This window comes from Caballeronia sp. LZ032, from assembly GCF_031451315.1.
Classification (GTDB): domain Bacteria; phylum Pseudomonadota; class Gammaproteobacteria; order Burkholderiales; family Burkholderiaceae; genus Caballeronia.
This window is the reverse complement of sequence record NZ_JARUXP010000003.1, coordinates 683,837-708,148: the sequence shown is the minus strand read 5'-3', so window position 1 is coordinate 708,148 and position 24,312 is coordinate 683,837. Positions and strand designations below refer to the sequence as shown.

Sequence of the window (24,312 nt, the reverse complement as noted above, 5' to 3'; positions counted from 1 at the left end):
CCCGGATCAGCGCTGACGTTCAGACCGGATAGGCCAGATCGTTGGCGATCATCGCCGTGTCGTATACCGCCTGTCTTTCTTTCAGCAGAAGCACGTTACCATTGCGCGCGAAGCGGTCAAAAAGCCTGCCCGCCTGATGCAGCGTGGTCGCGCCTTCCACCAGTGTCTGCAACAGCATGTAGTTGCTCTGCGCGACAATTTCTTCATCGGTCGCGTTCAGGATGCGCACGTTCGACACGAAATGCAGCATCTGACGCGGCGCGAACATCTGCGTGCGGGCGATGGCCACGGCCCGGTCGCGCAGCATGTTGCGGCCTTCCGCATACACGAGCCCGACCGGAAAGCCGTTCGCGGCATTTTCGTATTCGGTCACGCGATACAGGCAGTTCTCGGTGAAGAACTCGGGCCAGCGCTCGATGTCGCCGCTATCCAGCGCCGCGCAATACTCGGCATGAAAGTCTTCCACCGCGGCGCGTGCGATCAACGCCTTATCGTGCGCAATGGGCTGCTTCTCGAATCCTGGCAACATCTAGAACTCCATCACTTCACGATAGTGTTTGTACATGGCGCGAATGGCCGCCTCGGAGATCAGGTTGTCCGCCGTGCCGATCTTGTCGCCGTCCAGCTTGATGATGCTGCGGTCCGTCACCGAGCGGCGCACGCCTTCCTGGACGAACTTCATCGCTTCGTTGTCTTCGAGGCCGAGAAAGCCCGACGGTCCCATCAGATTGCCCTGGCGCAAACGATGACGCACCATCTCTTCGGTATCGTCTTCATACCCGAACATGGTCCAGAGCATGATCATGCTGTTCGGGCCGTTCGGCACGATATGGCGGACGCCCAGCGTGTTCATCTCGCGCTGCACGATCAGGTTGGGCCAGATGGTCTGCATCGTCACGGACCATTCGGAATCGAACTCCTTGACGAATTCGAGGAAACGTTCGTCCTGCAACACCATGCCGTCGTGAAACGAACGCATCTCCTTCTTCTTGTCTTCGTCGACGGTCGCGTAGAGCGTGTCGCTCTTGGCCGAGGCCATGGTGCCGTGAATGCCGTACTTGCTGTCCGCGACCATCGCCGAGCGGTTGCCCGCCACCAGCAGGCCGAACACGACGAGGAACGAATGCAGCAGGGTCGCGTGATACGGGTCCTTCAGGTTCTCGTGATACATCTTCCAGTTGCACGGCAGCTCGTTCTTGTAGAAGCCGAGCACGCGCAGTTTCTTGCCGTTGAACACGGCGTCGAAGTCCGTGAGGATCTCGGGCGTGAGATAGTCCTCGAGCGGCTCCATGTCATGCGTGAACGATGCGAACACCACGCCGTTGCGGGTCGCGACGGCAAGCTTGCGCAGACCGTGTTCATCCGTGCGGAAGTCCTTCGGCATGCCGCCGAGCTTGTTGACGCCGCGCCGGAACGGCACGCCCTGGAGATTGCCCTTCAGATCGTATGACCATTGGTGATACGGACAGACGAATTCCTTGTTGTTGCCGCGGCTATGGCGGCAGAACTCCGCGCCGCGATGCGCGCAGCGGTTTTCGAAGACGTTGATCGAACCGTCTTCCGCACGCGACACGACCACCGGCGTGGGCCCGACATAGGAGCGCTTGTAGTCGCCCGCATTCGGCACTTCCGCTTCGAGCGCGACGAAGTTCCAGGTGCGTCCATGAAAGATCCGTTCCACTTCGCGCGTGTAGACCGCTTCGCTCGTGTACACCCAGTCGGGGATGCACTGCAGCCCTTGTTCAGGCCATGCGAGGCCTTCTATCGGCGGATTCTTTGTTTGGGGCGTATGAACCCCGATGACCGTTTCAGACGAGTACACCTTGATCTCCCGATTGTGTTGAGCGAATCAGCCGCTCCAGCTGGCGCAGCTTGACCGTGGGGTCGCACAGCAGCTTTGCGTCGACCGGCATGGCGTCCTCAACGAGCCGCCGGAGCGCACGCAACTCGCCGCCCTGATTGATGGCGAGCGCCTGGACCATGACGCCCTCGCGCAAGCCCATCAGCACGGTCTTGCCGTCCGCGCCCGCGCGTTCGATCCATTGCTCCACGCCGATGCCGGGCCAGCCGAGCATCTGGATGTTCCAGTCGTACTGATCGGTCCAGAACCATGGCGTCGGAGCGTAGGCGACGGACTCGCCCATGATGTTGCGCGCCGCGACAAGCGCCTGTTCCTGCGCGTTCTGCCACGATTCGAGGCGCACCGCACTGTCCGCCGGGCCGTAAGGGAAGCTCGCACAATCGCCGGCGGCATAGACATCCGGCGCGGATGTGCGGCAATGGCGATCCACGCGGATGCCGTTGTCGGTCGCGATGCCCGCGGCCCGTGCAAGCGCATCGTCCGGTTCCTGACCGATCGCGATCACGCAGCAATCGAATGGCATGTCGTTGACTTGCACGCCAGTGGCATGCGCCTGCAGCGACAGCGGCTTTGCATCGAAGAAGAAGCGCACGCCGCGATCTTCGTGCTTCAGGCGCAGGCGTTCTGCGATGGACGGCGGCAGCGCGCGGCTCAACAGGCTCGACGCCGATTCGAACACGCTCACATCGAGTCCACGGCTGCGTGCGCTCGCCGCAAATTCGAGCCCCAGGAAGCCGCCGCCGATCACCGCCACGGAACGCGCGTCTGCAATGCGGCTGCGCAGGCGCATGGCATCGTCGAGCGTGCGCAGATAAAACGTATGCGGGCCTTCGGGCATGCCGGGCAACTGGCGCGCGTGTCCGCCTGTGGTCAGCAGACAGTGGTCGTAGCGCAGTTCACCGCCCTGCTCCAGCACCGCGACATGACGTTGCGGATCGAGTTGCAGCACGCGGTCACTGATCCATTCGATGCGTGCATCCGCGTACAGCTGCGCCGGATGCACCCAGCCCTTGAAACAGTCCGCATCGGACTGAGCCGTCAGCACGTCTTTCGACAGCGGCGGCCTCTCGTAGGGCGCGTGCGCCTCGTCGCCGACCAGCACGATGCGGCCGTCGAAGCCGTGCGTGCGCAGCGCTTCGGCGGCGCGCGCGCCGGCCTGTCCTGCACCGATGATCAATACCGTCTGAGTCATGATTCGCCGCTCCGCGTCGCGCGTTTCAAAGGTCGACGAAGATCTCGCCGCCTGCCACCTGCACGCCATAGACGCGCAGCGGCTCGGTCACGGGCACGCACTGCGCGGCGCCCGTGCGGATGTCGAAACGTCCCTGATGCAGCGGACATTCGATGCAGCCGTCTTCCATATAGCCGTCGCTCAACAGCGCGAACTGATGCGTGCAGACGTTGTGCGTGGCATGCACTTCGCCGCCCAGCAGATAGAGCGCGATGCGTTCCTCGCCGATCGTCACGCCAAGCGGCTCGTCTTCCACGAGGTCGGCGAGTTTCGCCGCGAACTTGAGAGCCATCTGTCGCTCCTTCCGATATGTTCAGTATGCTGATGAATCTGATGAACGTATGCTAGCAGGACTTTTCGGCGAGTCAAGCTGATCAAAAATAGTGGTTTCCCGTATCGAAAGAAACCGGAACAGGGCGGTCCGGAACGTGGGCAACGCCGTCATGCGATGATTCAGGGTTCTGTCACGACTTCACGCGTCATGCCCTCGACTGTCGCCACCCGCGCCGGACACCTTCCGCTCGCGAGCATCGGTTTCATCCTTGCGTCGATGCTCTGCTTCGCCATCGTCGATACGCTCGCCAAGGCTGTCGCGCTGCACTATCCGGCTAACGAACTGACTTTTTTCCGCATGCTGTTCGGTCTCGTGCCGGCCGTGGCGATGTGCTGCATCGGCGAGCGCTCGCTCATCCAGCGCGTCAGGCGGCTCGACATGCGCGGGCAGACCTGGCGCGCGTTGACGCTGCTCGGCGCTTCCGGTTTCTTCTTTGCGGGTTTGCCCTATATTCCGCTCGGCGAGGCCGTGGCGATCGCGTATTCGGAGACGCTGCTGGTCGTCGTGCTCGCGCCCTGGCTGCTCAAGGAACGGCTCACGCCACGCGCGGCCGTGGCGGCCATGATCGGCTTTGCCGGCGTGCTGCTGGTCGTGCGCCCGGGCGGCGGAGAGTCGAGCTGGCTCGGCCCGGCGTTGTTGATCATGAGCGCGTTGTGCGGCGCACTTTCGATCATCCAGATCAAGCGCATTCGCGCCAGTGACGATTCCCGCACCACGGTCCTGTTCTTCACCACGGTGGGCACGGTCGTGATGGCCGCGACCCTTCCATTCAGCTGGAAGGCGCCGACGCTCGACGCCCTGCTCCTGATGGCCCTGCTCGGCGCGCTTGCCACCGCCGGCCAGGTCCTGATGACCGTTGCATTTCGCAGCGCAGACGCCGGCACGCTCGCGCCCTTCAATTACACGAGCATCGTGTGGGCCGCGCTCTTTGCCTATCTGGCGTGGGGCGAAACGATCGCGCCGCTGTCGCTTGCTGGCATTGCGCTGATCGTCGGCAGCGCGATCGCCGTGGCGTGGCAGAGCAAGCTGCCTGAAGGTCCCATCGCCTGACACTCCCAACCACATCATGCAACTCGCTCAACTCGATACCCCCGCGGCGATCATCGATATCGCCAGGATGCAGCGCAATATCACCGCGATGCAGGCGCGCATGGACGCGCTCGGCGTGAAGTTCCGTCCGCATGTGAAGACCACGAAATGCCTCGATGCCGTGCGCGCGCAAATTGCGGCCGGCGCGCACGGCATCACGGTATCGACGCTCAAGGAAGCGGAACAGTTCTTCTCGGCCGGCATCACCGATATTCTTTATGCGGTCGGAATCGCGCCCGCGAAGTTGCCGCGCGCATTCGCGCTCAGGCAGCGCGGCTGCGACCTGAAGATCATCGCGGACAACGCCGCGGCGGCGCGCGCGATCGTCGACTATTGCAAGGCGGAAGGCGCATCGTTCGAAGTCTGGCTCGAGATCGACACGGACGGGCACCGCTCGGGCCTCGCACCTGACGACGACGCATTGATCGACATCGGCCGCATCTTGCAGGAGGGCGGCATCGGCGTTGGCGGCGTGTTGACGCATGCCGGCTCCAGCTATGAACTGAACGAGCCCGACGCGCTCGCCGCACTCGCTGCCCAGGAACGCGACGGCTGCGTGCATGCGGCCGAACGTCTGCGTGCAGCGGGCATTGCTTGCAGGACAGTGAGCATCGGCTCGACGCCGACCGCCCTCGCCGCGACCCATCTCGAAGGCGTCGATGAAGTGCGCGCGGGCGTCTACGTGTTCTTCGATCTGGTGATGGCGAACGTCGGCGCATGCACGACCGATGAGATTGCGTTGAGCGTGCTGGCGAGTGTCATCGGACATCAGCCCGACAAGGGCTGGGTCATCGTCGATGCGGGATGGATGGCGATGAGCCGTGACCGCGGCACATCGAAGCAGACACGCGACTTCGGCTACGGCCTGGCCTGCGCCCTCGATGGCACGCCGCTGCCGGGCTGCGAAGTCGTCGGCGCGAATCAGGAGCACGGCATCATCGCCGTCGCCTCAGGCGAGGATCTCACGCGACGTTTTCCCATCGGCATGAAGCTGCGCATCCTGCCGAATCACGCGTGTGCGACAGGCGCCCAGTATCCCGAGTACCACGCGCTATCGAGCGATGGCAGCACCGCCGTATGGCCGCGCTTTCACGGCTGGTGATGATCGGACTTCATCCCGCGAGGCTGTGCGTGGGCTGATTCGGCAAGCGCACACGAAAGATCGCGAACTTGCCCTCGCGCGGATACCCGTTGGAGAAGTTGGTTTCGTGCAGATGGGAATCCGCGATGTAGAGATAGCCCTTCGAGTATGCGAAGCCATCCGCCCATGACAGCTCGCGATGCTTGCCTACAAGCGTGTGCTCCCTGAGCGCGGGCTTGCCATCGCGCTCGATCACGTCGAAGCCGACCACCGTGCGTTTCTCGAGATCGCCGCCATACAGCACGCCCGCCGGACTCATGATGAGGCCGCCCGTCAGTGCGCCATCGCCGAGATATTGCACGCGCTGCGCCAGCGCCTCGGCGGGCAGCGTGTCGTCGATGAGCGCGGCGGTCTCGATGCGCCAGTAGTGATGATCCGTCAACGGCCGGTAGTACAGCCACTTGCGTTCCGGCGACAGCGCGATGCCGTCGGTTTGCAGCACCAGCACGCTGCCGTCGAGCTTGCGGGCGGGCTGGTCGCCGAACATCAGATGTTGTGCGGGATCCGACACGCTCGAACGATCGCCTGCAAGCAGCAGCCGTGAAGCGCCGCTCCGGAGGTTCGTCGCCACTACGCCGCCCTGATTGGCCGCGTTGCTGATGTACGCGAAGCCATGCGTGTGATCGACGCGTATGTCGTTGAGCGAATCCTTCGGCGTGACGAGTTTGCCGTAATCGAACTGACGCACGATCTTGCGCGTGGCGAGATCGAACTCGACGAGTTTCGGCGGCTGACGTGTCTGATCCACCGAAGGCAATGACGAGTCGAGCGCCCAGAGATGATCGTGCTCGTCGACCCATAGCGCCTGAAGCGAGATCCATTGATGCGCACCGTCTTCATCCGGCTTGAACACGTTCCAGCTTTCATCCGGAAAGGGCGTGAGTGCGCCGGTGTCCGGATCGACCTCGACCATGCTGTAGCGCGAGCGCTTCACGGACGAAGGCGCGGTCGCGAACACGCGACCCTGCTTCGATACACCGATGCCGACCAAGCGGAAGTCATCGTCGAACGTGGCGACGGTTTCGAGCTTGGGCGCAGCGGCATGTGCCGTTTGCTCGAAGCCCAGCGTCGCAAGCGCGCCGGCGCCCAGTGAAGCAAGCACGCGTCGACGCATCGTGCGGTGCGCATCCCGATCCTTCATCAAGCGTCTCCTTGTGTGTCAGCGTGGATCCCTCGAGTACCGCTTGATGCTAGGAAGGCATGCCTGGGCTGTCAAGACGCAGCGCGTCTTTGCCACATGATGAGCGAGCCGAATACGATGCCTGCGGCCAGGCTCGTCAAGCCGCTGTAACGAACGAGTCCGAGCGCCCATCCGTCCTGATCGACGATCAGGCGCAATGCGAGCACCAGCCCGCACCACCCGGTAATTCGCAAGCCACGCGACGTTCGCGGCGACCATTCGCGGCCCCATACGGCTTGCTGGTGGCGGTCCATTGAAGCGGCCAGACACGCGAAGGCGATCAGGCAGAACAGGAAGGTCAGGAGGTGCATCATGCATTCTCCTCTTCGCGCTCGGCGGTCATCACGCGCGCGGGCGCTTCCTTTCGCAAAGCCTTCACGCGCGGACGATGATGTGTGACACGCCGCGCCAGCGCGGCGTGCAGCAGCGCGAAAGCCAGCATCATGAGATCGAAGCCCGCGAAGACCCAGTCGCCTTGCGCGATGCTGCGCCAGAGCGGACGGTCCGTGGTCAGCGCATTGAGCACGGGCAGCAGCGCAAGCATTGCAGCGGCAAGCCACAGCAGTTCGATCCACGCGCGTTTGGCCGGACGCATCATCGCGTACAGCAAGGTCGCGGCCCATACCGTGAAGAACACGTTGATCTCCGCTTCATCGCGCGCGGCGATGCCCACCGGCAGCAGCCGGTTGCCCCACAGGAAGCTCGTCATGGCAACCGAGAGCCCCGCAATGCTCGCGATATTGAGGCGCTCGACCAGACGGAAGCCGAAGTAAGGACGCGCCGGATCGGGCAGCTTCTGACGGCGCTTGACGGTCCACATGACCAGCCCTGTGCCGACCATTGCCGTACCCGCGAGGCTCACGATGAAGTACAGCCAGCGCAACTGCAGATCGCTGAAGCGTCCGAGATGCAGCGCATAAAGCACGCCGCGCGTTTCAGCCGCGCCGCCGACATGATCCTTCACGTCGATGAGCTTGCCGCTCACGCCATCGAAAAGCAGATACTGCGGACTCATCGACACGCGTTGCGCCTCGCCGCGTGAAACCGCTACGCGCGCCGTGCTGTCGCCCGGATTGGTGATGGTCACGCGTCCGACCTTGTCGCGGCCCCAGCGCGCTTCGGCTTCGCGCACCATGGCATCGACGGGCGCGAGCGCGGCCTTCTGCCCGGACGGCTTGCCGGGCTGGATGAACGCGCTCAACTGCGACATCATCTCCTGCCGTTCCGCCGGCGTCTTGAACGCGGTCTGCGCGCCCCATGGCATATACATCGCCATCAGCGTGACGAGACCGGTGTAGGTGATCATCGCGTGGAACGGCAGGCCGAAGACCGAGAGTGCGTTATGCGCGTCGAGCCAGGAACGCTGGCCCTTGCCCCAGCGGAACGTGAAGAAATCGGTAAAGATTTTTTTGTGCGTGATGACGCCGCTCACGATCGCGACGAGCATGAACATCGCGCACAGGCCCGCGAGCCAGCGGCCCCAGAGCACCGGCATGTAATAAAACTGGAAATGGAAGCGATAAAAAAATTCGCCGCCGAGCGTCTTGCGCGCGCTGCTGCGCTCGCCCGTGGCCGGATCGAAGCTCGCCTCCTCGAATGCGCGCCTGCCGTTCGCCTTGGGCGGCGCACGCCAGAAGGAGTCGATCACGCTGGTGCGCTCATCCGGCAATCCGAAGCTCCACTGCGGACTGCCGGCGGCGATCGAGCCGAGAGTCGTGGTCACGCGCTGCGCGACCTGTGCGGGATCGGGCAAGGCGCGCTGATGCGGCTGCTCGGGGCGCATCCATTGCGAGGTCTCGTCCTTGAAGTAACTGACGGTGCCGGTCAGGAACATCGCATAAAGAATCCAGCCGGCCAGCAGACCCGCCCATGTATGCAGGTCCGACATGGTCTGGCGAATGCCGCGTGCTCGCGGTTGAGCGTCATGCGTGGCCTTCACGATGCGCTTCCTCCGGACCACACGCACCACGACGCAAGCAGTAACGGCAGCGCCGCGATCACCAGACCGCCCCAGGCGCGCCGCGCGCTGCGCACGGCGAACACCCAGATCACCGCGCACACATACACGATGAAACTCGCGAGCATGCCGGTGAGCACCGCTTGGGGCTTGCTCATCGGCAGAACGAGCGCCGCAACGCTCGTGAGGGAAGCGAGCGCATAGCCGCCCAGGATTGCGGCAACGATGCGGGAGATCAGCGGCCCGTGTTTGCCGATTGCTGCGGGGAGTCCCGTCCCGCCCGCTGTGGCGTGTGTCTTCAACTCAGTTCCTTGGATACGTTCGCGCCACTGCGCCCGCGCGAATCGAACCGGAACGCCGGATCGCACTGCGCGGTTTCAAAGCTGTGGGTGAGATGATCGGGCTTCGATCGAGCCCGGATGCGTGACTGGAACTGCTGATGTCGCCGCTTTCCAGGCGCGCTGCGTGATGACGACGCACGCTGCCCGGCTCCGGCCCGATGAGCCAGCAAAGTGACGTAAATGATAACGCTTATTATTAACCTGCGTCGAGACTTGTCATGCGACGCTTAAAAACCGGCGTGAATTGTTCCGACGACGCGACTACTCACTATCGCCCGTGAGCCATTTTTTAGTGGCGTGATAGCCGCGCTTCGAGGTGTCTGCGACGGCGTGTCCCGCCGTTTTCGCACCCTGACCGATGGCGTGCGCCGCGTCGCGGGCTGCATGGCCCGTCTGGCGCCCGGCCGATTTGACGTCTTCCTTGAATTCATGGGCGCCCTCCGCGAAGCTGGCGTGAGCCAGCGGGCTGAGCGCCGCGAGCGCCAGCGAGAGGATGAGGAGCTGGATTTTTTTCATGGACCGAATTCTCGCATAAGCGTTCGTGTTTCTCTTTTGCGGCATGCCGAGCGGGTTTCTGCTTGCTCAACGAAAGTCTCCCGGTGCTTTTACCCGGAACGTCGATGCATCTTCCTAGACTTCCAGGCGCGAAACGGCAAGCCTGAAAACCCTGATCATCTGCGCACTGACTCGTGCTTATGGAGAAGAAATTACTTCGTACAAAAAAAAGATTAAAGATTTGCAAAAGCCGGGCTCAGGCCGGACAAAGGCGCGTCGATAACATGCTTAAGAAGTACCTGTTCCAATTTTTAGCGGAACGCATTCCGGAAAAATGCGGAACAGGGCTTCTCACCCGGGCACACGGGAAGATTAAAAACAGAACCTGAGAGCAAACGCCAGGCATCGGCCAGCGAGAAGCGCCCCGCAAGATGGACCCGTCCTTGCAAGCAAGCCGGATACGCTTGTCGCGCCTCCCGCTGACCGATGGCCCGGTGATTGGAAAAACCGAGGAACATCATGAAACGCGTCTTCAAGCGCTATCTCGCAGACACACGCGGCATCACCGCCATCGAGTACGGACTCATTGCCGGTGTGCTGGCTCTTGGCATCATGACTGCCGTGGGCGACGTGGCGGATCAGCTCAAATCCACCTTCCAGAATATCTCGACCGCGCTAAAAGGCGTTTGATTCGCTTTAACGCGCATATCGCAAATTAACTCGCCTTCGGGCAAACCGCGATCGCAAGTCGCGGGGGACCGCGCTCGCCTGTGGAAATAGCACAGACAGGCTGGCGGTTATCTCAGCACGTCATTAAGGATCAACCGGTCCCGATATTCGTGCTTTTACGCAGTCCGCCGTTTTTTTTCAACATATGTCGGGAAAAAATCGGTGCAGCAAACAATAAACAGATATCTCTGAGAAATGAAGACACTTACGTTTCATAGCGAAACCATCCGCATGACCGCCCTGGCCGGGGCGGTAGCGGCACTCCTCGCGTTGTCGGCCTGCGGCGGTTCGGGCTCCGTCAACAAATCGACCGGCGGAACGGCGAATCATACGGCGAGCACTACCGGCGCCAATGGTTCCTCCGCCTCCGGCGCGCGTGACTCGTCCGGCATGGCCGGCACCGAGGGCAACGGCATAACGCTCGAAACCAGCACCGGCGGCAACGATGCCGGCACGCCGGTAACGCCGGTCACCACCACGGCCGGCAACGGCGGCAATGGTGGCAATGGCGGCAAGGACACCGGCGGCGACGGCGGTGGCACGCCCGTCATCAAGACCGGTCCGACAGCACAGCCGATCGCGCAGGTCGTCGACAAGACGAGCAACATCGTGACGGCTGCGGGCGGCACGGTAACGGATCTCGGCAACGCGCTCGGCGACACGAAGCCGACCGGTCTCGGCGACAACACCACGAAGAACCTCGGCGGCGTCGTCTCGAACCTGGGCGCGGCAGTGACGACGCTCGGCAATGGCGTCGGCAACGGCATCGGTTCGATCGGCGCGACGACCAATCCGGTCGGCACGACCGTGGCGAGCGTCGGCGGCGTCGTGCAGCGCATCGGCGACGCGGTCACGAGCGGCGGCAATGCCGTGACGAGTTTGAACACCGGCGCGCTCGCCCCGCTCGCCGCCGTGACGACGCCGGTCGGCGCGCTGGTCAGCGGCGTCGGCACGGGCGTGAACCAGTTGGGCGGCAATCTGACGACCGCGCTCACGAGCGCCCCCGTGCAGCAGTTGACACAACAGGTCAGCACGACCATCACGCCGATCACCTCGCTCGTCAGCACGACGACGCAGACCGTGGGCGCCGCGACCGGCCTCGGCGCGCCCGTCTCCACGCTGCTGTCGAACGTCGGCGCGGGCCTCGTCAGCGGCGGCCAGAAACTGTCCGCCGGTGGCAATCCGGTTGCGACGGGCGTGGGCTCGCTCGTCTCGGCGACGGGCACCACGGTGGCATCGGCGAGCACGCTCGTCGGCGGCACGCCGGCGACTTCGATGCCTTCTGCGATCAGCGGTGTCGTGTCCGGCGTGACCACGGCAACCGGCACGGCGCCGGTGGTCAGCGCGGCCACGGGCGTTGTCAATGGCGCGGTATCGACGGTGACGGGCGCGGTGTCGGCTGTCACCGGCTCGACGGCAGTGGCGGGCGCCCTCGCGCCGGTCACATCGCTCGTCAGCACGGTCACGACCGGCGTGAAGACGCCGGCCGCGCCCGCAACCATGACGATGGCCGCGCCGGTCCCGGCAACCGCAACCACCACCTCGACCACGACCTCGACCGTCTCGGCGACGACGACGCTCACGGCGAGCACCACCTCGGGTGGCACGAGCGGCTCGACGGGCCTGCTCGGCGGCCTGACGTCGACGCTCGGCAGCGTCCTCGGCGGCGGCGGAATCAAGAAGTAAGGCAACGGCGCACAGCGGCCCGGTTCCCCGCACGTCGGACGCCACAAGATGCGTTCGGCGCGCGGCACCTGGGCCGTGCGTTGCAAAAAAAACCAATCACGATCCAAGCTAAAAAAATGTTCAACTGGAAAGCGGCCGCAGTCGCGGCGGCGCTTGCGTTCGTCCACGCCGCGGATGCGCAGAACGCGCCGCGCCCGAGTGTCGGCGGCAATCCGCTCGAAGCCCTGCCTCAGGTCAACGCGCCGGCACGCGCGCCGGCGGTCGAAGTCGAGGTGCAGGCGCCGCAGCAACAACTGCAGGACTTGCTCGCGCGGCACATCACGCCACAATCGATCCAGATCGAAGGTGTGAAGTGCCTGCCCTTCGAGGAAGTCGCGCAACGCTTCAAGAGCCTCGTCGGCACCGACATCACGATCGCGCAGCTGATGGAAACGGCCAACGGCGTCACCGCGCTCTACAAGGAGCGGGGCTATGCGCTGTCGTTCGCGTTCGTGCCCGCGCAGGCCTTCGAGAACGGCGTCGTGCGTGTGACGATCGTCGAAGGCTACGTGGCCGACATCAGGATCAAGGGCGAACCCGGCAACCTGGAAAAGCGGATTCGCGCGGTCGCGCAGCATATCGCCACGGACCGCCCGCTGCGTCAAAGCACCTTCGAACGCACGATCAACCTGCTCGGCATGATTCCCGGCGCGAAGATCGACGCCACCATCGCACCGCCGCAGAACACCGACGGCAAGACGACGCTCGAACTCAACGTCACGCGCAAGCGTTTCAATCTGTCGAGCGGCATCGACGTGAATCATCCAGGCGTGCAGGGCATTTTCAGCGCCACCGAGAACGGTCTGCTCGGCCTGGGCGAATCGATCACCGCATCGGCACTCGCGCCCCCGGGACGCAACGACCAGACTTACTACGGCATCAACGCGATGGTGCCCGTGGGCGCCGACGGCCTCGCGTTCAAGGTGGACGCCTCGCATTACTACGGTCATCCGGTCGACAACCCGGGCCTGCCGTCGTACATCGAGCGCACGGTCATCAACGACAAGCTCGCCTTCTCGGCGGTCTATCCATTCGTGCTGAGCAACAAGCGCAGCGTGCTCGGCACCGCGAGCGTCTATGCCACTCACGACGAAGATCGCCTGAAGAACATGGCGGTGGCGAGCAATCCGCAGCTCACGAACCGCTCGCAGATTCGCGTGGCGCAACTGTCGCTCGACTACACCGGCATCGACACCGGCATGACGCGCCGCGCCAGCCTGAACGTGGCGAAGGCAATGAACATCCTCGGCGCCTCGAAATCGGCCGAAACCAACATCACCGGCCTGGCGCTGACGAACCCGGTGTCGCTTACATTCCTGCGCACCGGCGCGAGCTTCTCGCAGACCAATGAATGGCCGTGGAAGATCGGCTCGGTGATCTCGACAACAGGTCAGTTCTCGCCCGACACGCTGCCCACGTCCGAGCAGATTGCGTTCGGCGCCCAACGTTTCGCGCTCGGTTATCAGCCGGGCGAAGTGTCGGGCGATTCGGGCTGGGGTGCATCGTTCGAGCTGAACCGTCCGATCGCGCTCGAATGGACCTGGCTGAAAACGCTCACGCCGTATGCATCGATCGACGCCGCACGCGTCTACCTGCATGGCGGCACGCCGAATCCGCGCCGGCTCTCGTCGGTGGGCGTGGGATTTCGCGTATCGGATGCGAAGCACTACAGCATCGATTTGTCGTTGGCGCGGGCCATCGGCGATGCGCCGATCGAAAGCCCGTCACGTAGTCCGCGCGTGAATGCGACTTTCTCGTACCAGTTGTATTGAGCGTGCCCGTCCCGGCAATCCCGCCACTTTTTTTCGAGCTGGCGGGAAACGCCGGATTTCGGCGCGTGGAAATGAGCGTGAGAAAACAGATCGTGGAGACGATCGCCGGTATCGTCCACATCGACAGGCCTTGCATCACGGTGAAACGCGCGACCTCGGGGAGACGTGTACCGCAGCCTGATCGATTACACAAATCGCCCGCTTGCGGGCCGCTGCTCATTGGCCGGAGGCTTCGGTGCCCACTGGAATCGTGTTGGTCTTCACGCTCGCCATGCTGTGCGCGGCGAGCGCCGTCATGACGTGGGTCTGTGGCGCGCTCAGGCACGACGCACGGCTCGCGAAGCGCATCCTCGGTCGTTGCATGACGCCGCCCGCTCGCCTGTTGCGCGAACTCGACGATCAGATGCACCGCTCCAACGTACGGCGTCCCGGCCTGGCGCTGGCGCTATGGGCGCTCGTCACCGGGGCAGTCGCCATTTTGTGCATCACGCGCGATGCGCCCTTGGCGGCGGCCCTTGCCCTCGCAGCCTCGTCGCTGACGTGCTACGCGTGGCTCGCATGGCGTGCGCGGCAGTGCCAGCGGCATATCGTGCGCCAGTTGCCTGCGTTCCTCGAAGGGATCACGCGCCGGGTCGATACGGGTCACAGCATCCCGGCCGCGTTCCAGGCAGCCGCCGCGAGCATGCAGGCGCCGCTTTCCGCATGCCTGGAACGGGCCGTTCCACAATTTCGCATCGACGCAAACATCGATCAGGCGCTGGCGGCAGCCGCGCGCACTTATCGCGTTCAGGAATTTGAACTGATCGGCGCGGTGCTGCAGGTTTCGATGAAATTCGGCGGAGGCTCGGAGCGAGTGCTCGATCGCATGGCGTCGAGCCTGCGCGACCTCCAACCGGACGAGCACGCGCCGGCCAGCCCCAGCACATCGGCATGGATGCCCGCGCTGTTAGCCGGATTGATCGGCTGCGCCGTCATCACCCTCAATCCGGAATATTTCGACTCGATGTGGACCGACATGCTCGGCAGGAAGCTGGTCTATGCCGCGGTCGTCATGCAGGGCATCGCCGCGTATCTGCTGTTCCGGCAGGCGCGGCTGGACGACTGAGATGCGCGACCGCAAGAACGGCCGCGCTTGCAGAAACAATCAGCAGGAAGTCGGCCGCACGCGTTCCACTTCGAGACCGAACATCGGGCGCAGGCGCGTGCCCAGAACGTTGCCGAAGAACGCAGCGGCGAGCCACAACCAGCCGTGCAGGCTGCCCGACACGATGCCACTGAAGTACGCGCCGATATTGCAGCCATAGGCCAGCCGCGCGCCATAGCCGAGCAACAGGCCACCGACGATGGCCGCCACCAGCGAGCGCAGCGGCACGCGCCACACAGGCGCATAGCGGCCCGCGAGCGCGGCGGCAAGCATGGCGCCGAGCACGATGCCGATGTCCATCACCGACGTCACATCGCGTGAAATCGGCGCGGCCAGGGCGGCTGCGTTGGCCTTGCTCATCCAGTACGGCCAGCTGGCGGTATCGACACCCATCATTGCCGACGCCTTCGCGCCCCACAGCGCAAACGCCGACGTGATACCCCACGGCCGTCCCGACAGCGCCAGCGTTGCAAAGTTGAGCACAGCGAGCGCAATGCCGCCCGCCATCAGCGGCCACGGACCATGCAGCCACGGCGACGTGTGCGCCGGTTGCACGTGCGCCGCGACGAGCCTGCCATGACGGCGCTTCTCGATCACCACCGTCAGCGCGGCGATCAACGCGAAGACGAGCCAGTTGAGCGCGAGCGCAGGCCCTGCGCCCAACGTCTTGACTAGCGAGACGGGCTGCAGTTGCGGCATCGAGGTCCAGAACGGCATGTGCGCGGTACCGATGACCGACCCGGCGATGAACGCGACCAGCGTCACGATCATCCGCGTGCTGCCGCCGCCGACCGTATAAAGGGTGCCCGACGCGCAGCCGCCGCCGAGTTGCATGCCGATACCGAACAGGAAGGCGCCCACCACCACCGATGTCCCCGCCGGCGACACCAGTCCCGTGACCGGCATGCCGAACAGCGAGCCGGCTGCCAGCGCGGGGAAGAACAGTGCGACACCGACCGCGAGCATCAGCATTTGCGCGCGTAGTCCGGCTCCGCGACCATCGGCGATGAAGACGCGCCAGGCCGACGTGAAGCCGAACGCGGCGTGATAGAGCGTGACGCCGAGCAGCGCGCCGACGGCGTACAACGCGGCCTGACGCGCCCCGACGGTTTGGCCGAGATACAGCACGCCGAGCACGATCAGCAGCGCGGCGATGCCGAGCGGCTTCGGATCGATGTCGGTACGGCGTGGGAGAGAACTGGCGAGATCTGACATGACGAAAAAGTGAATCCAGAGTGAAAAAAAATCGCGGCAGCCGGGGATTGTCGCGTGTTTGAGCAAAATTCGCTGGCGGCCATTACGTTTTTTATCGGAACAAAACGTACGCGGCACGGTGCTTGCACCCAAGGTTCATCTGCTCTCACGCACTGGAGAACCGCATGTACATCGTCTGCCACATGATGTCGTCGATTGACGGCCGCAGTCTCACCGACAACTGGAACCTCGATTACGCATCGCCCACTTATGAGGAAACCGCCGCGAGTTTCAAGGCGGATGCCTGGGTCTGCGGCCGCGTCACGATGCAGGAAATCTCGCACGGCAAGGACCGCGACTATCCGCGCGGCATGGCAAAAGGTCCGATTCCCCGCACCGATCATTTCGCCGACCGCAACGCGAGTCAGTACGCCATTTCGATCGATCCCAAGGGACGCGTCGCGTGGAAGAGCAGCACGGCGCTGGATTCGCACGTCGTCGAAGTGGTGGCAGAGAGCGTCGAAGATGACTACCTCGCATATCTGCAATCGATCGGCGCGTCGTATGTATTCGGCGGCAAGGAAGACATCGAACTGAAACGGGTCGTCGATACGCTCGCGCGCGAATTGAAGGTCGGCAAGCTGATCGTCGAAGGCGGCGGCCATGTGTCCGGCGCGTTCGTCAATGCAGGCCTCGCCGACGAGGTCAGCGTGCTGCTGATTCCGCTCGTCGACGGTCGCGAGGCGCACACGTCCTCTTTCGAAGTATCGATGGAGCAATGGAAGAAGCCGGCCTATCTGAAACTGGAATCGGTCGAGAAACTGGATCGTGACGTGGTCTGGGTGCGCTATTCACGCGCCCGCTGACCGTCTCGGGATTTACCCGCTCCAATGCAGGCAAGCCGCAAAAAGCGCGGCTTGCGTTGTTATAATCCTTTCAACGAACGACCAAAATCTAACACTCTCCGTGCGATAGCCGCCCGCCTCACTGCGCCCTGTCGCGCCGCCCCGATGGCCAAAAACGACCGCTTGCGCACCCTCTCCGGCGCGCTTGTAAAACAAAATGTGATGCGTCTGCGCGATGCGGCCGCGTTGCTCGGCGTCTCGGAAATGACGGTACGCCGCGACATCGCGGCCCATCCGCATCAGTTCACTTATCTCGGCGGCTATATCGTCAGCGCGGCCGACGTGCCGAACGCGGGCTACACCATCGAGGAAGAAAAAGATCACTTCGCGCAAGCCAAGGCAATCGCATCGAACCATGCGGCGCGGCTGCTGGTCGACAGCGAAACCATCTTCATCGACTGCGGCACGACCCTGACCACACTTGCACGGCAGATCCCGATGGAGATGCATCTCACGGTGGTGTGTTATTCGTTGAACGTCGCAGAAATCCTGCGGCGCAAGCCCAACGTGCGCATGATCCTGCTCGGCGGCGTCTATGTGCCTTCGTCGGAATCGTTCGCGAGCGACGAAAGCGTCGAAACCTTGCGGCGCATGGGCATCAACAAGGCGTTCATGTCGGCGGGCGGGGTCGATGAAGCGCGCGGCGTGACCTGCTGGAATTTCCACGAAGTGGCCATCAAGCAGGCAGCCATGGCGAGCGCGGTCGAGCGGCATCTTGTCGTCGATGCGAGCAAGTTCGGCAAGGTCAAGGCCGTGCGCTTCTCGCAGCTTTCGGAGTTCAATTCAGTCATCACGGAAGAAGGACAGACGCAGCGCGCGCGTACCTGACCCCGGGTTCCGATTAAAAGCCGAAAGCGACGTTCCGCTTTTAATTGGAAAGCCTCATTCCGCTAAAAATCGAAAAGGCTCGTTCAGTTTTTGAACGAGCCTTTTTCATTTCGGATTTCAAAGTCCGTCGCTCAACGCCAGCCGTGAAAAGATCCCCAGAGGCCTGCAGACCTACTGCCTGCGCCCCAGCGCAAACAACGTCCCCGCCACCAGAATGAACGCGCCGATGATCACCTTCTGCCACGTGCTTGGCACGCCGATCAGAATCAGCACGCTATTGATGAGCGTCACCAGCACCACGCCGAGCAGCGTGCCTGCCACCGTACCCGTGCCCCCGGTAATGCGCGCACCGCCCAGGATCACCGCGGCGATCACATCCAGTTCCGTGCCGACGAGATCGAACGGGTTCGCGAGGCGGTTGGTCGAAACGTGGAGAATGCCCGCCACGCCCGCCAGCAGACCCGTATAGCCGAACACGAACAGATGGATCGCACGCAGGTTGTAGCCGAGCCGTTCCGCGATGGCGAGCGAGCCGCCCATTGCATACACACCCCGGCCCATCATCGTCCGGTTCAGCAGCCACCACGTGACCACCGCGGCAATCACCAGCGCCAGCACTGAAACCGGCAGCACGGCGCGCAGGCCATCGGACGTGTGATAGAAGAAAAGCGGCAGACGCCCGAAGGTATCCATGCTGTGCGGAATGTTCATGAAGAACTGCGTGCCAACGAAAGTCAGCAACAAGCCGCGAAACAGATATTGCGTACCGATGGTCACGATCAGCGACGGCGCCTTCAGCCGGTGCACGAGCATGCCATTGACGATGCCAAGGATCACGCCGCCAATGGCGCCCGCCAGCAGGATCAGCGCGAATGGACAATCGGGCCACCAGGCGAACACGGCCTTGGTGATCGAATACATCGTGAGCGCTGCAATCGCCGTAAACGACACGTCTATGCCGCCCGAGGCCAGCACCACCAGCGTTCCGAGCGCGAAGAGCGAAACGGTGGTGGCGGAATGCAGCATGTCGAACAGCGTCGCGAACTGGAAGAAGCGCGGGTTGAGGCCGCCCACGACCAGACACGTCACTACGATCAGCCCGACTGTGAACCACTCCGGATTGCGCATCAGCTGCGCGTAAAGATTGCCCTTGCGCACACGCGGTGCGACTTCGGCCACGTGCTGCGGCATCGTCTCGCTCCCCGTGCGGCGGATGGATTCGCTCATGCTCATGCTGCCTCTGATAGTAGCGCGTGGTAGAGACCGGCTTCATCGAGCCGGTCCGCGCGATATTCGCTCGCAATGCGGCCCTTCTTCATCATCAGGATGCGGTCGCAGTTCTGCAGCAATTCCGGCAGGTCGTCGCTGATCAGGATGATGCCGATGCCCTCCTTCGAGAGCCGCTGCATGATGCGATAGATGATGTCCTTCGAGCCCACGTCCACACCCACGGTCGGGCCATGCAGGATCAGCACGCGTGGATCGATGGCCAGCCACCGGCCGATCAGCACGCGCTGCTGGTTGCCGCCTGAAAGCGACTGCACCGGCTTGTCCACATCCGGTGTCGCTATCTGCAGGTCCTTGACCGTGCGCTCCGCGAGTTCCTGCGCGCGCTTGCGGTCGATCTGCCCGAAACGGTCGCGCAGACTCGCGATCATCGCAGTGACGACGTTGTCGCGAATCGGCTTGTCGAGGAACAGGCCCTCGTTGAGACGATCTTCGGGCACATAGCCGATGCGCTGCATCTTCGCGTCGGCGGGAGAGTGCAGGCGCACGCGCATGCCGTCGAGCGTGACGCTGCCGTGATCGGCGGGCGCCACGCCGGCCAGTGCCCGCGCGAGTTCATTGCGGCCCGAATCGAGCAAGCCGGTCACGCCCAGAATTTCGCCTTTGTGGAGCTTGAACGAAACATCCGCGAACTGGCCCTTGCGGCCGAGCGCCTGCACGTCCAGCACCACATGCTGCGCACTGTCCTCGCCTTCCGCGCGATATCGCTCGGTCGAAAGATGCTTGCCCGTCATGAGTTCGCTGATCTGCGCTTTCGTATATTGCTCGATCGGCCCTTGCGCCATTTTCTGGCCGTCGCGCAACACGATCACCTCACCGCCGATCGCATAGCATTCGTCCAGCTTGTGGCTCACGAACAGCACGGCCACGCCGTCCGCACGCAGCCGCGCGAGCACGGCAATCAGATTGTCCACTTCCTTCTGCGTGAGCGAAGTGGTCGGCTCATCCATGATGACGAACTTCGCCTCGCTGGCAATGGCCCGCGCGATGGCAACGAGCTGACGCGTCGCGAGCGGCAATTGTTCGATGAGCGTTTTCTGGAACGCTGCGTCGCCCGGCAGGCCCACTGCTTCGAGCGCGCGCGCCGCGGTTTGCGCGAGCGCGCGGCGGTCGAAGGTACGCGCCAGCTTGCCCTGATGCGTGGCAAGCTCCGCGGTCAGCGCCACGTTCTCCGCGACGCTCATGTTCGGCAGCAACGACAGATCCTGATAGACGGTCTCGATACCCGCCGACAGCGATTCGAGCGGCGAGAGCTTGCTATGACGCGCGCCCTCGATCACGAGTTCGCCTTCGTCCGGCGGCTGCGCGCCCGAGATGATCTTGATGAGCGTGCTCTTGCCGCAGCCGTTCTCGCCCAGCAAGTGATAGATCTGCCCGCGTTCGAACGCGAGGCTCACGCCACGCAGCGCATACACGCCGGTAAAGCGCTTGTGGATGTTGACGACTTCGAGAAGCGGTGTCGTGGTGGTCATGTCTGTCCGGGGCGAGCGGCGCGCTTCCGCAAAAGCGCGCCGCGCACGTCACATCAGAAGTTGTATTGCTTGTAGTTCGTCTTGTCGACATCGACCCAGCCGGTGCCGCGCACGATCACGCCCTTGCCCGGGCCCTTCGTGACCGTTACCTTGTTGTAGCCGGTGATGCCGAGGTCAGCGCCGTTCTGAACTTCCTTGCCCTCGACGAGCATCTGCGCGACCTTGTTCATCGCCAGTCCCGCGAGCTTCGGATCCCAGAACGCGATGCCGTTGACCGCGCCGCTCTCGAGGAACTTCGCGGCTTCCGTCGGCAGGCCCGTGCCGTACACGCAGATCTTGCCGACCTTGCCCGCCTCTTCCACCGCGCGGCCGATGCCGATCACATCCAGCGACGACGATCCCTGGAAGCCCGTCAGGTCCGGATGCTTGCGCAAGACTTCCTTGGCGACCTGATAGGCACGCTCGCCGTCGTTGTTGGTTTCGAGCTTCGGCTCGACGAGATCCATCTTCGGATACTTGGCCTTCGCATTGCCGATGCCGCCATCAGCCCATTGCACCTGCGAACGGCTGCCGAGCGAGCCGACCAGCACCGCCCACTTGCCCTGCTGGCCCATGCACTTTGCGAGCCGTTCGTTCAGGCCCGCACCGTATGCGGTGTTGTCGAAGGCTTCGATGTCGACCATCGTGTTCTTCGCGTTGTCCGCTTCATGCGTCACAACCTTGATGCCGCGGTCCATCGCTTTCTTGAGCGCGGGTTCCAGCGTAGGCGGATCGTAGGGGACCACGGCAATGGCCGTGACCTTCTTCGCAATCAGATCCTCGATGATCTTGAGCTGCTGCGCGGCATCCGCGCGGCCCGGTCCCGTCTGATAGGCGTTGATGTTCGGGTTGTCCTTGCCGAACTCCTTCACGCCTTCGTCCATGCGATTGAACCAGTTGATGCCGGTCACCTTGACGACCGTCACGATGGTCTCGTTGGTCGCGGCCTGCGCCGCCGCGATGGCGCCTGCGGCGAGTGCAACCGCGGTCAGCGCGGTGGCGAGTTTGTTGAGCTTCATTGCGTTGTCTCCTTCAGGTATCGATTGAATTGGCTTCTTTGATATGTCACACGCAACACTAACGTCCGGTCGATGCAGGCGGCGGCACTTTGCTTTTGGGTGCAGCCCCGCCGATGCCGAAGATCGCGCGCACGCGTTCACCGCCTGCGAAGGCGAGCGATGCGAGCAGCAGAAAGCCCCATGCGCAATCGCCGAAAAACTGCGATACGCCGAGCAGGTTGAACAGACTCGACAGGAATTGCAGCACGGTCGCCGCAAGGAACACACAGACGATGCGCCCATAACCGCCCGCCGGATTCACGCCGCCCATCACGGCGATCAGGATCGCGATCAGCAGATATGAGTTGCCGTAATCCCACTTGGCGCTGGACGTATGCGTCGCGCTGATCAGTCCCGCAAGCGAAGCGAGCACGCCGCACAATCCATACGTGACGATCAGCATGCGCGCGCGCGGAATGCCCGCATAGAACGCGGCTTTCGGGTTCGTGCCCATCAGGTACAGACGCAGGCCGAACGGCGTGCGCTTCAGGACCCAGCCGAGCACCAGCACGGCCGCGATGAAGATCCACAGCGCGATGGGCACTTGCAGGAAGGTGCCGTTGCCGATATTCGACAACGGATCGACGTATTCGACCCGCACCGATGCCCCGTTGCTCAGCACCACCGCAATGCCCGTGAACAGCAGTTGCGTGCCGAGCGTGCAGAGAATCGGCGTGAGCCTGAGCTTCGCGATTACCACGCCGTTCAACAGGCCGCCGAGCAAGCCCATGATCACGACGATGCATACGAACACGCCGGTATAGAGCGCGGGGGAATCATCGGCGGAGACCATGTGCGGCAGCAACAGCGCCGCGACCATGCCCGAGAGATTCGCGAGTCCCACACCCGACAGGTCGATGCCGCCGTTGCCCGAGACCATCGAGAGCATGATGCCGAGCGCGAGCAGGCCGAGCTCGGGCAGTTGTCCGCCCATCGACTGAAGATTGTCGATGTCGAGAAACTGACCGTGCGACATCGCTGTGGCCACCAGCACCACCAGGATGTTCACGCCGATCAGGAAATTGAACTGGCGGTCAGCGAGCCACTTCGCACCTTTCATTGCGTGACGCTCCTTTGCTCGAGCACCGCGGTGATTTCGTCGAGACGCGGCATCGATGGCGCCGTGCCCGGCCGCGTGACCGAAAGGCTCGCAAGCGCGCAACCGAAACGCACTGCATCGAGCGGACTGTCGCCGCGTGCGAGCGCTGCCGCGAAGCCGCCGGTGAAGCCATCGCCCGCGCCCGCTGTTTCCACCACGCGGCCACAGTTGAAGGCCGGCACGAGCGTCGATTCCTGCGCCGTATGCAGCAGCGCGCCCGCTTCACCCAGCGTCACAATCACGGCACGCGCGCCCTTGTCGAGCAGCACGTCGGCGGCACGCCGCGCGTCATCGACCGACGTGATTTCGACTCCCGTCAATGCCGCCGCTTCGGTCTCGTTCGGCGTGATGTAGTCGCACAGCGGATAGATGTCGTCGGTCAGCGGCAGCGCCGGGGCCGGGTTGAACACGGTGATCACGCCATGCTTGCGCGCGAGTTCCAGCCCGCGTCGTGCGGCCGGAATCGGCTGTTCCAGTTGCGTGACGAACACGCCCGCGCCCGCGATGTCTGCTTCGATAGCTTCCACGTCCTCGGGCACGAGCGTGCCCGCAGCGCCCGCTGCCACGATGATCGCGTTGCCGCCGGTGTTTTCATCGACGTAGATGTGCGCGGCGCCCGTGGCGGCATCCTGCATGACCGTGGCCCGCGACGTGATGCCTTCGGCGGCCCAGGTGGCCTGCGCGATGTCACCGAATGCATCCGCGCCGATGCGCGTGCAGAAGATCACGTCCGCACCCGCGCGCGCGGCGGCCACCGCCTGATTCGAGCCCTTGCCGCCGGGCCCCATCTTGAACGCGGAGCCCGCGACGGTCTCGCCGAGCAAGGGCATGCGCTGTGCACGAAACGCGAGGTCCGTCACGTAGATGCCGAGAATGACGACGCTCTTCATCGCGCGCCTCCGTTCGAAGCTTCGGGTACATCGGGTGCAAGCAGCACGCCCTTCTTGAAGATGAAGCAGCCATAACCGCGCGCTTCGCCCGTCGCGATCACACAAAAAGCCTGTCTGGCACGTTCATAAAAAGCGAAACGCTCGACGGCTGCGAACGGCAACGCACGGCCTTCGGCGTCGTCCACTTCGCGTTGTGCCTCGCGCTGTACGGCCGGAAGCGTGGCGGCGTCGCCGACCACTTCCATGCGGCCCGCGGGGTCATCGACAAAAGTATCGAGCGGCAATACCGACAGCACCGCGCGCACCGCACGCGGTGCACTCGCGCCGTCCATGCGCAGCACGCGTCCGAGCGCGGTCTTGCGCGCGACGGAATCGGCGGGAAAATGAGCGTCGCAGATCACCACTTCGTCGCCGTGACCCATCGCGGCGAGCGCGTGCAGGATATCGGCGTTCAAGAGCGGATCGATGTTCTTCAGCACAGCGTCTCCTCCATGCATGGGCGCGTCTCCTGTCTTGTCGAGATCTGCGCCCGGTCAATTCC

24 protein-coding genes are annotated in these 24,312 nt (G+C 63.6%); 8 read left to right on the top strand and 16 right to left on the bottom strand.

All coding sequences use genetic code 11. The annotated features are described in order from the left end of the window. Window positions 1–19: 19 nt before the first annotated feature. Genes QCE69_RS24710 through QCE69_RS24695 form a run of 4 tightly spaced genes read right to left on the bottom strand, consistent with a single transcriptional unit; the run spans window position 20 to window position 3,384 of the window. Window positions 20–529, bottom strand: a complete 510-nt coding sequence (locus QCE69_RS24710; protein WP_309923980.1) for an aromatic-ring-hydroxylating dioxygenase subunit beta — start codon at window positions 527–529, stop codon at window positions 20–22. After that, complete coding sequence (locus QCE69_RS24705; RefSeq protein ID WP_309923977.1) at window positions 530–1,822, bottom strand: aromatic ring-hydroxylating dioxygenase subunit alpha; 1,293 nt, start codon at window positions 1,820–1,822, stop codon at window positions 530–532. It lies immediately after the preceding gene. Beyond that, window positions 1,809–3,053 (bottom strand): FAD-dependent oxidoreductase, encoded by a 1,245-nt coding sequence (locus QCE69_RS24700; RefSeq protein ID WP_309933489.1) that lies wholly within the window; start codon window positions 3,051–3,053, stop codon window positions 1,809–1,811. The genes QCE69_RS24705 and QCE69_RS24700 overlap by 14 nt, the downstream gene beginning before the upstream one ends. 25 nt (window positions 3,054–3,078) lie before the next feature. Then, window positions 3,079–3,384 (bottom strand): non-heme iron oxygenase ferredoxin subunit, encoded by a 306-nt coding sequence (locus QCE69_RS24695; RefSeq protein WP_309933488.1) that lies wholly within the window; start codon window positions 3,382–3,384, stop codon window positions 3,079–3,081. Between the two features lie 189 nt (window positions 3,385–3,573). Between QCE69_RS24695 and QCE69_RS24690 the strand changes: the two genes are divergently transcribed. After that, window positions 3,574–4,476 (top strand): DMT family transporter, encoded by a 903-nt coding sequence (locus QCE69_RS24690; RefSeq protein ID WP_309933487.1) that lies wholly within the window; start codon window positions 3,574–3,576, stop codon window positions 4,474–4,476. Between the two features lie 16 nt (window positions 4,477–4,492). Further along, window positions 4,493–5,617, top strand: a complete 1,125-nt coding sequence (locus QCE69_RS24685) for an alanine racemase (RefSeq protein ID WP_309933485.1) — start codon at window positions 4,493–4,495, stop codon at window positions 5,615–5,617. A gap of 10 nt (window positions 5,618–5,627) precedes the next feature. On the opposite strand, the gene QCE69_RS24680 is transcribed toward QCE69_RS24685, so the two are convergent. The 5 genes from QCE69_RS24680 to QCE69_RS24660 all read right to left on the bottom strand — a co-directional run bounded on the left by QCE69_RS24680 (window position 5,628) and on the right by QCE69_RS24660 (window position 9,650). Then, window positions 5,628–6,797, bottom strand: a complete 1,170-nt coding sequence (locus QCE69_RS24680; protein ID WP_309923964.1) for an L-dopachrome tautomerase-related protein — start codon at window positions 6,795–6,797, stop codon at window positions 5,628–5,630. A 71-nt stretch (window positions 6,798–6,868) separates the two neighbouring features. Further along, a complete protein-coding gene (locus QCE69_RS24675; RefSeq protein ID WP_309923962.1) occupies window positions 6,869–7,150 on the bottom strand; it encodes a DUF3325 domain-containing protein in 282 nt (93 codons plus the stop codon). After that, window positions 7,147–8,724 (bottom strand): PepSY-associated TM helix domain-containing protein, encoded by a 1,578-nt coding sequence (locus QCE69_RS24670; protein ID WP_309934180.1) that lies wholly within the window; start codon window positions 8,722–8,724, stop codon window positions 7,147–7,149. Before QCE69_RS24670 ends, QCE69_RS24675 begins: the two co-directional genes overlap by 4 nt. A 47-nt stretch (window positions 8,725–8,771) precedes the next feature. Further along, the gene (locus tag QCE69_RS24665; RefSeq protein WP_309933483.1) at window positions 8,772–9,095 is read right to left on the bottom strand and encodes a DUF3649 domain-containing protein; all 324 of its coding nucleotides are present in this window, start codon (window positions 9,093–9,095) and stop codon (window positions 8,772–8,774) included. A gap of 300 nt (window positions 9,096–9,395) precedes the next feature. Continuing rightward, the gene (locus tag QCE69_RS24660) at window positions 9,396–9,650 is read right to left on the bottom strand and encodes a hypothetical protein (protein ID WP_309933481.1); all 255 of its coding nucleotides are present in this window, start codon (window positions 9,648–9,650) and stop codon (window positions 9,396–9,398) included. Between the two features lie 498 nt (window positions 9,651–10,148). Between QCE69_RS24660 and QCE69_RS24655 the strand changes: the two genes are divergently transcribed. From QCE69_RS24655 to QCE69_RS24640, 4 genes are all read left to right on the top strand, one after another. After that, window positions 10,149–10,319, top strand: a complete 171-nt coding sequence (locus QCE69_RS24655; RefSeq protein ID WP_309923955.1) for a Flp family type IVb pilin — start codon at window positions 10,149–10,151, stop codon at window positions 10,317–10,319. Window positions 10,320–10,553: 234 nt separating this feature from the next. Further along, a complete protein-coding gene (locus QCE69_RS24650) occupies window positions 10,554–12,044 on the top strand; it encodes a collagen-like triple helix repeat-containing protein (protein ID WP_309933479.1) in 1,491 nt (496 codons plus the stop codon). A gap of 116 nt (window positions 12,045–12,160) precedes the next feature. Beyond that, entirely contained in the window at window positions 12,161–13,855 is a 1,695-nt protein-coding gene (locus QCE69_RS24645; protein WP_309933478.1) for a POTRA domain-containing protein, read from the top strand. A 235-nt stretch (window positions 13,856–14,090) separates the two neighbouring features. Continuing rightward, window positions 14,091–14,960 carry a type II secretion system F family protein gene (locus QCE69_RS24640; protein WP_309933476.1) on the top strand — a complete coding sequence of 290 codons (870 nt, stop codon included), beginning with the start codon at window positions 14,091–14,093 and terminating at the stop codon, window positions 14,958–14,960. A gap of 39 nt (window positions 14,961–14,999) precedes the next feature. Here QCE69_RS24640 and QCE69_RS24635 read toward each other — a convergent pair whose 3' ends face one another. Next, a complete protein-coding gene (locus QCE69_RS24635; RefSeq protein WP_309933474.1) occupies window positions 15,000–16,214 on the bottom strand; it encodes a YeeE/YedE family protein in 1,215 nt (404 codons plus the stop codon). A 164-nt stretch (window positions 16,215–16,378) separates the two neighbouring features. Here QCE69_RS24635 and QCE69_RS24630 point away from each other — a divergent pair, with 164 nt between their 5' ends. Both QCE69_RS24630 and QCE69_RS24625 read left to right on the top strand, forming a co-directional pair. Beyond that, on the top strand, window positions 16,379–17,059 hold the full coding sequence (locus tag QCE69_RS24630; protein ID WP_309933472.1) for a dihydrofolate reductase family protein: 681 nt from the start codon (window positions 16,379–16,381) through the stop codon (window positions 17,057–17,059). Between the two features lie 144 nt (window positions 17,060–17,203). Next, window positions 17,204–17,926 (top strand): DeoR/GlpR family DNA-binding transcription regulator, encoded by a 723-nt coding sequence (locus QCE69_RS24625; RefSeq protein ID WP_309933469.1) that lies wholly within the window; start codon window positions 17,204–17,206, stop codon window positions 17,924–17,926. A 171-nt stretch (window positions 17,927–18,097) separates the two neighbouring features. Here QCE69_RS24625 and QCE69_RS24620 read toward each other — a convergent pair whose 3' ends face one another. Genes QCE69_RS24620 through QCE69_RS24595 form a run of 6 tightly spaced genes read right to left on the bottom strand, consistent with a single transcriptional unit; the run spans window position 18,098 to window position 24,250 of the window. Beyond that, window positions 18,098–19,159: an ABC transporter permease gene (locus QCE69_RS24620; protein WP_309923944.1), complete on the bottom strand. Its 1,062-nt coding sequence runs from the start codon at window positions 19,157–19,159 to the stop codon at window positions 18,098–18,100. Continuing rightward, window positions 19,156–20,685 carry a sugar ABC transporter ATP-binding protein gene (locus tag QCE69_RS24615; RefSeq protein ID WP_309933468.1) on the bottom strand — a complete coding sequence of 510 codons (1,530 nt, stop codon included), beginning with the start codon at window positions 20,683–20,685 and terminating at the stop codon, window positions 19,156–19,158. Before QCE69_RS24615 ends, QCE69_RS24620 begins: the two co-directional genes overlap by 4 nt. Before the next feature lie 53 nt (window positions 20,686–20,738). Continuing rightward, the gene (locus tag QCE69_RS24610) at window positions 20,739–21,743 is read right to left on the bottom strand and encodes a substrate-binding domain-containing protein (protein WP_309816209.1); all 1,005 of its coding nucleotides are present in this window, start codon (window positions 21,741–21,743) and stop codon (window positions 20,739–20,741) included. Between the two features lie 58 nt (window positions 21,744–21,801). Then, window positions 21,802–22,842, bottom strand: a complete 1,041-nt coding sequence (locus tag QCE69_RS24605) for an ABC transporter permease (protein ID WP_309933465.1) — start codon at window positions 22,840–22,842, stop codon at window positions 21,802–21,804. Further along, window positions 22,839–23,771, bottom strand: coding sequence for a ribokinase (gene rbsK / locus QCE69_RS24600; protein ID WP_309923937.1), 933 nt, complete (start codon window positions 23,769–23,771; stop codon window positions 22,839–22,841). Before rbsK ends, QCE69_RS24605 begins: the two co-directional genes overlap by 4 nt. After that, on the bottom strand, window positions 23,768–24,250 hold the full coding sequence (locus QCE69_RS24595) for an RbsD/FucU family protein (RefSeq protein ID WP_309934179.1): 483 nt from the start codon (window positions 24,248–24,250) through the stop codon (window positions 23,768–23,770). The genes rbsK and QCE69_RS24595 overlap by 4 nt, the downstream gene beginning before the upstream one ends. Window positions 24,251–24,312: the final 62 nt, after the last annotated feature.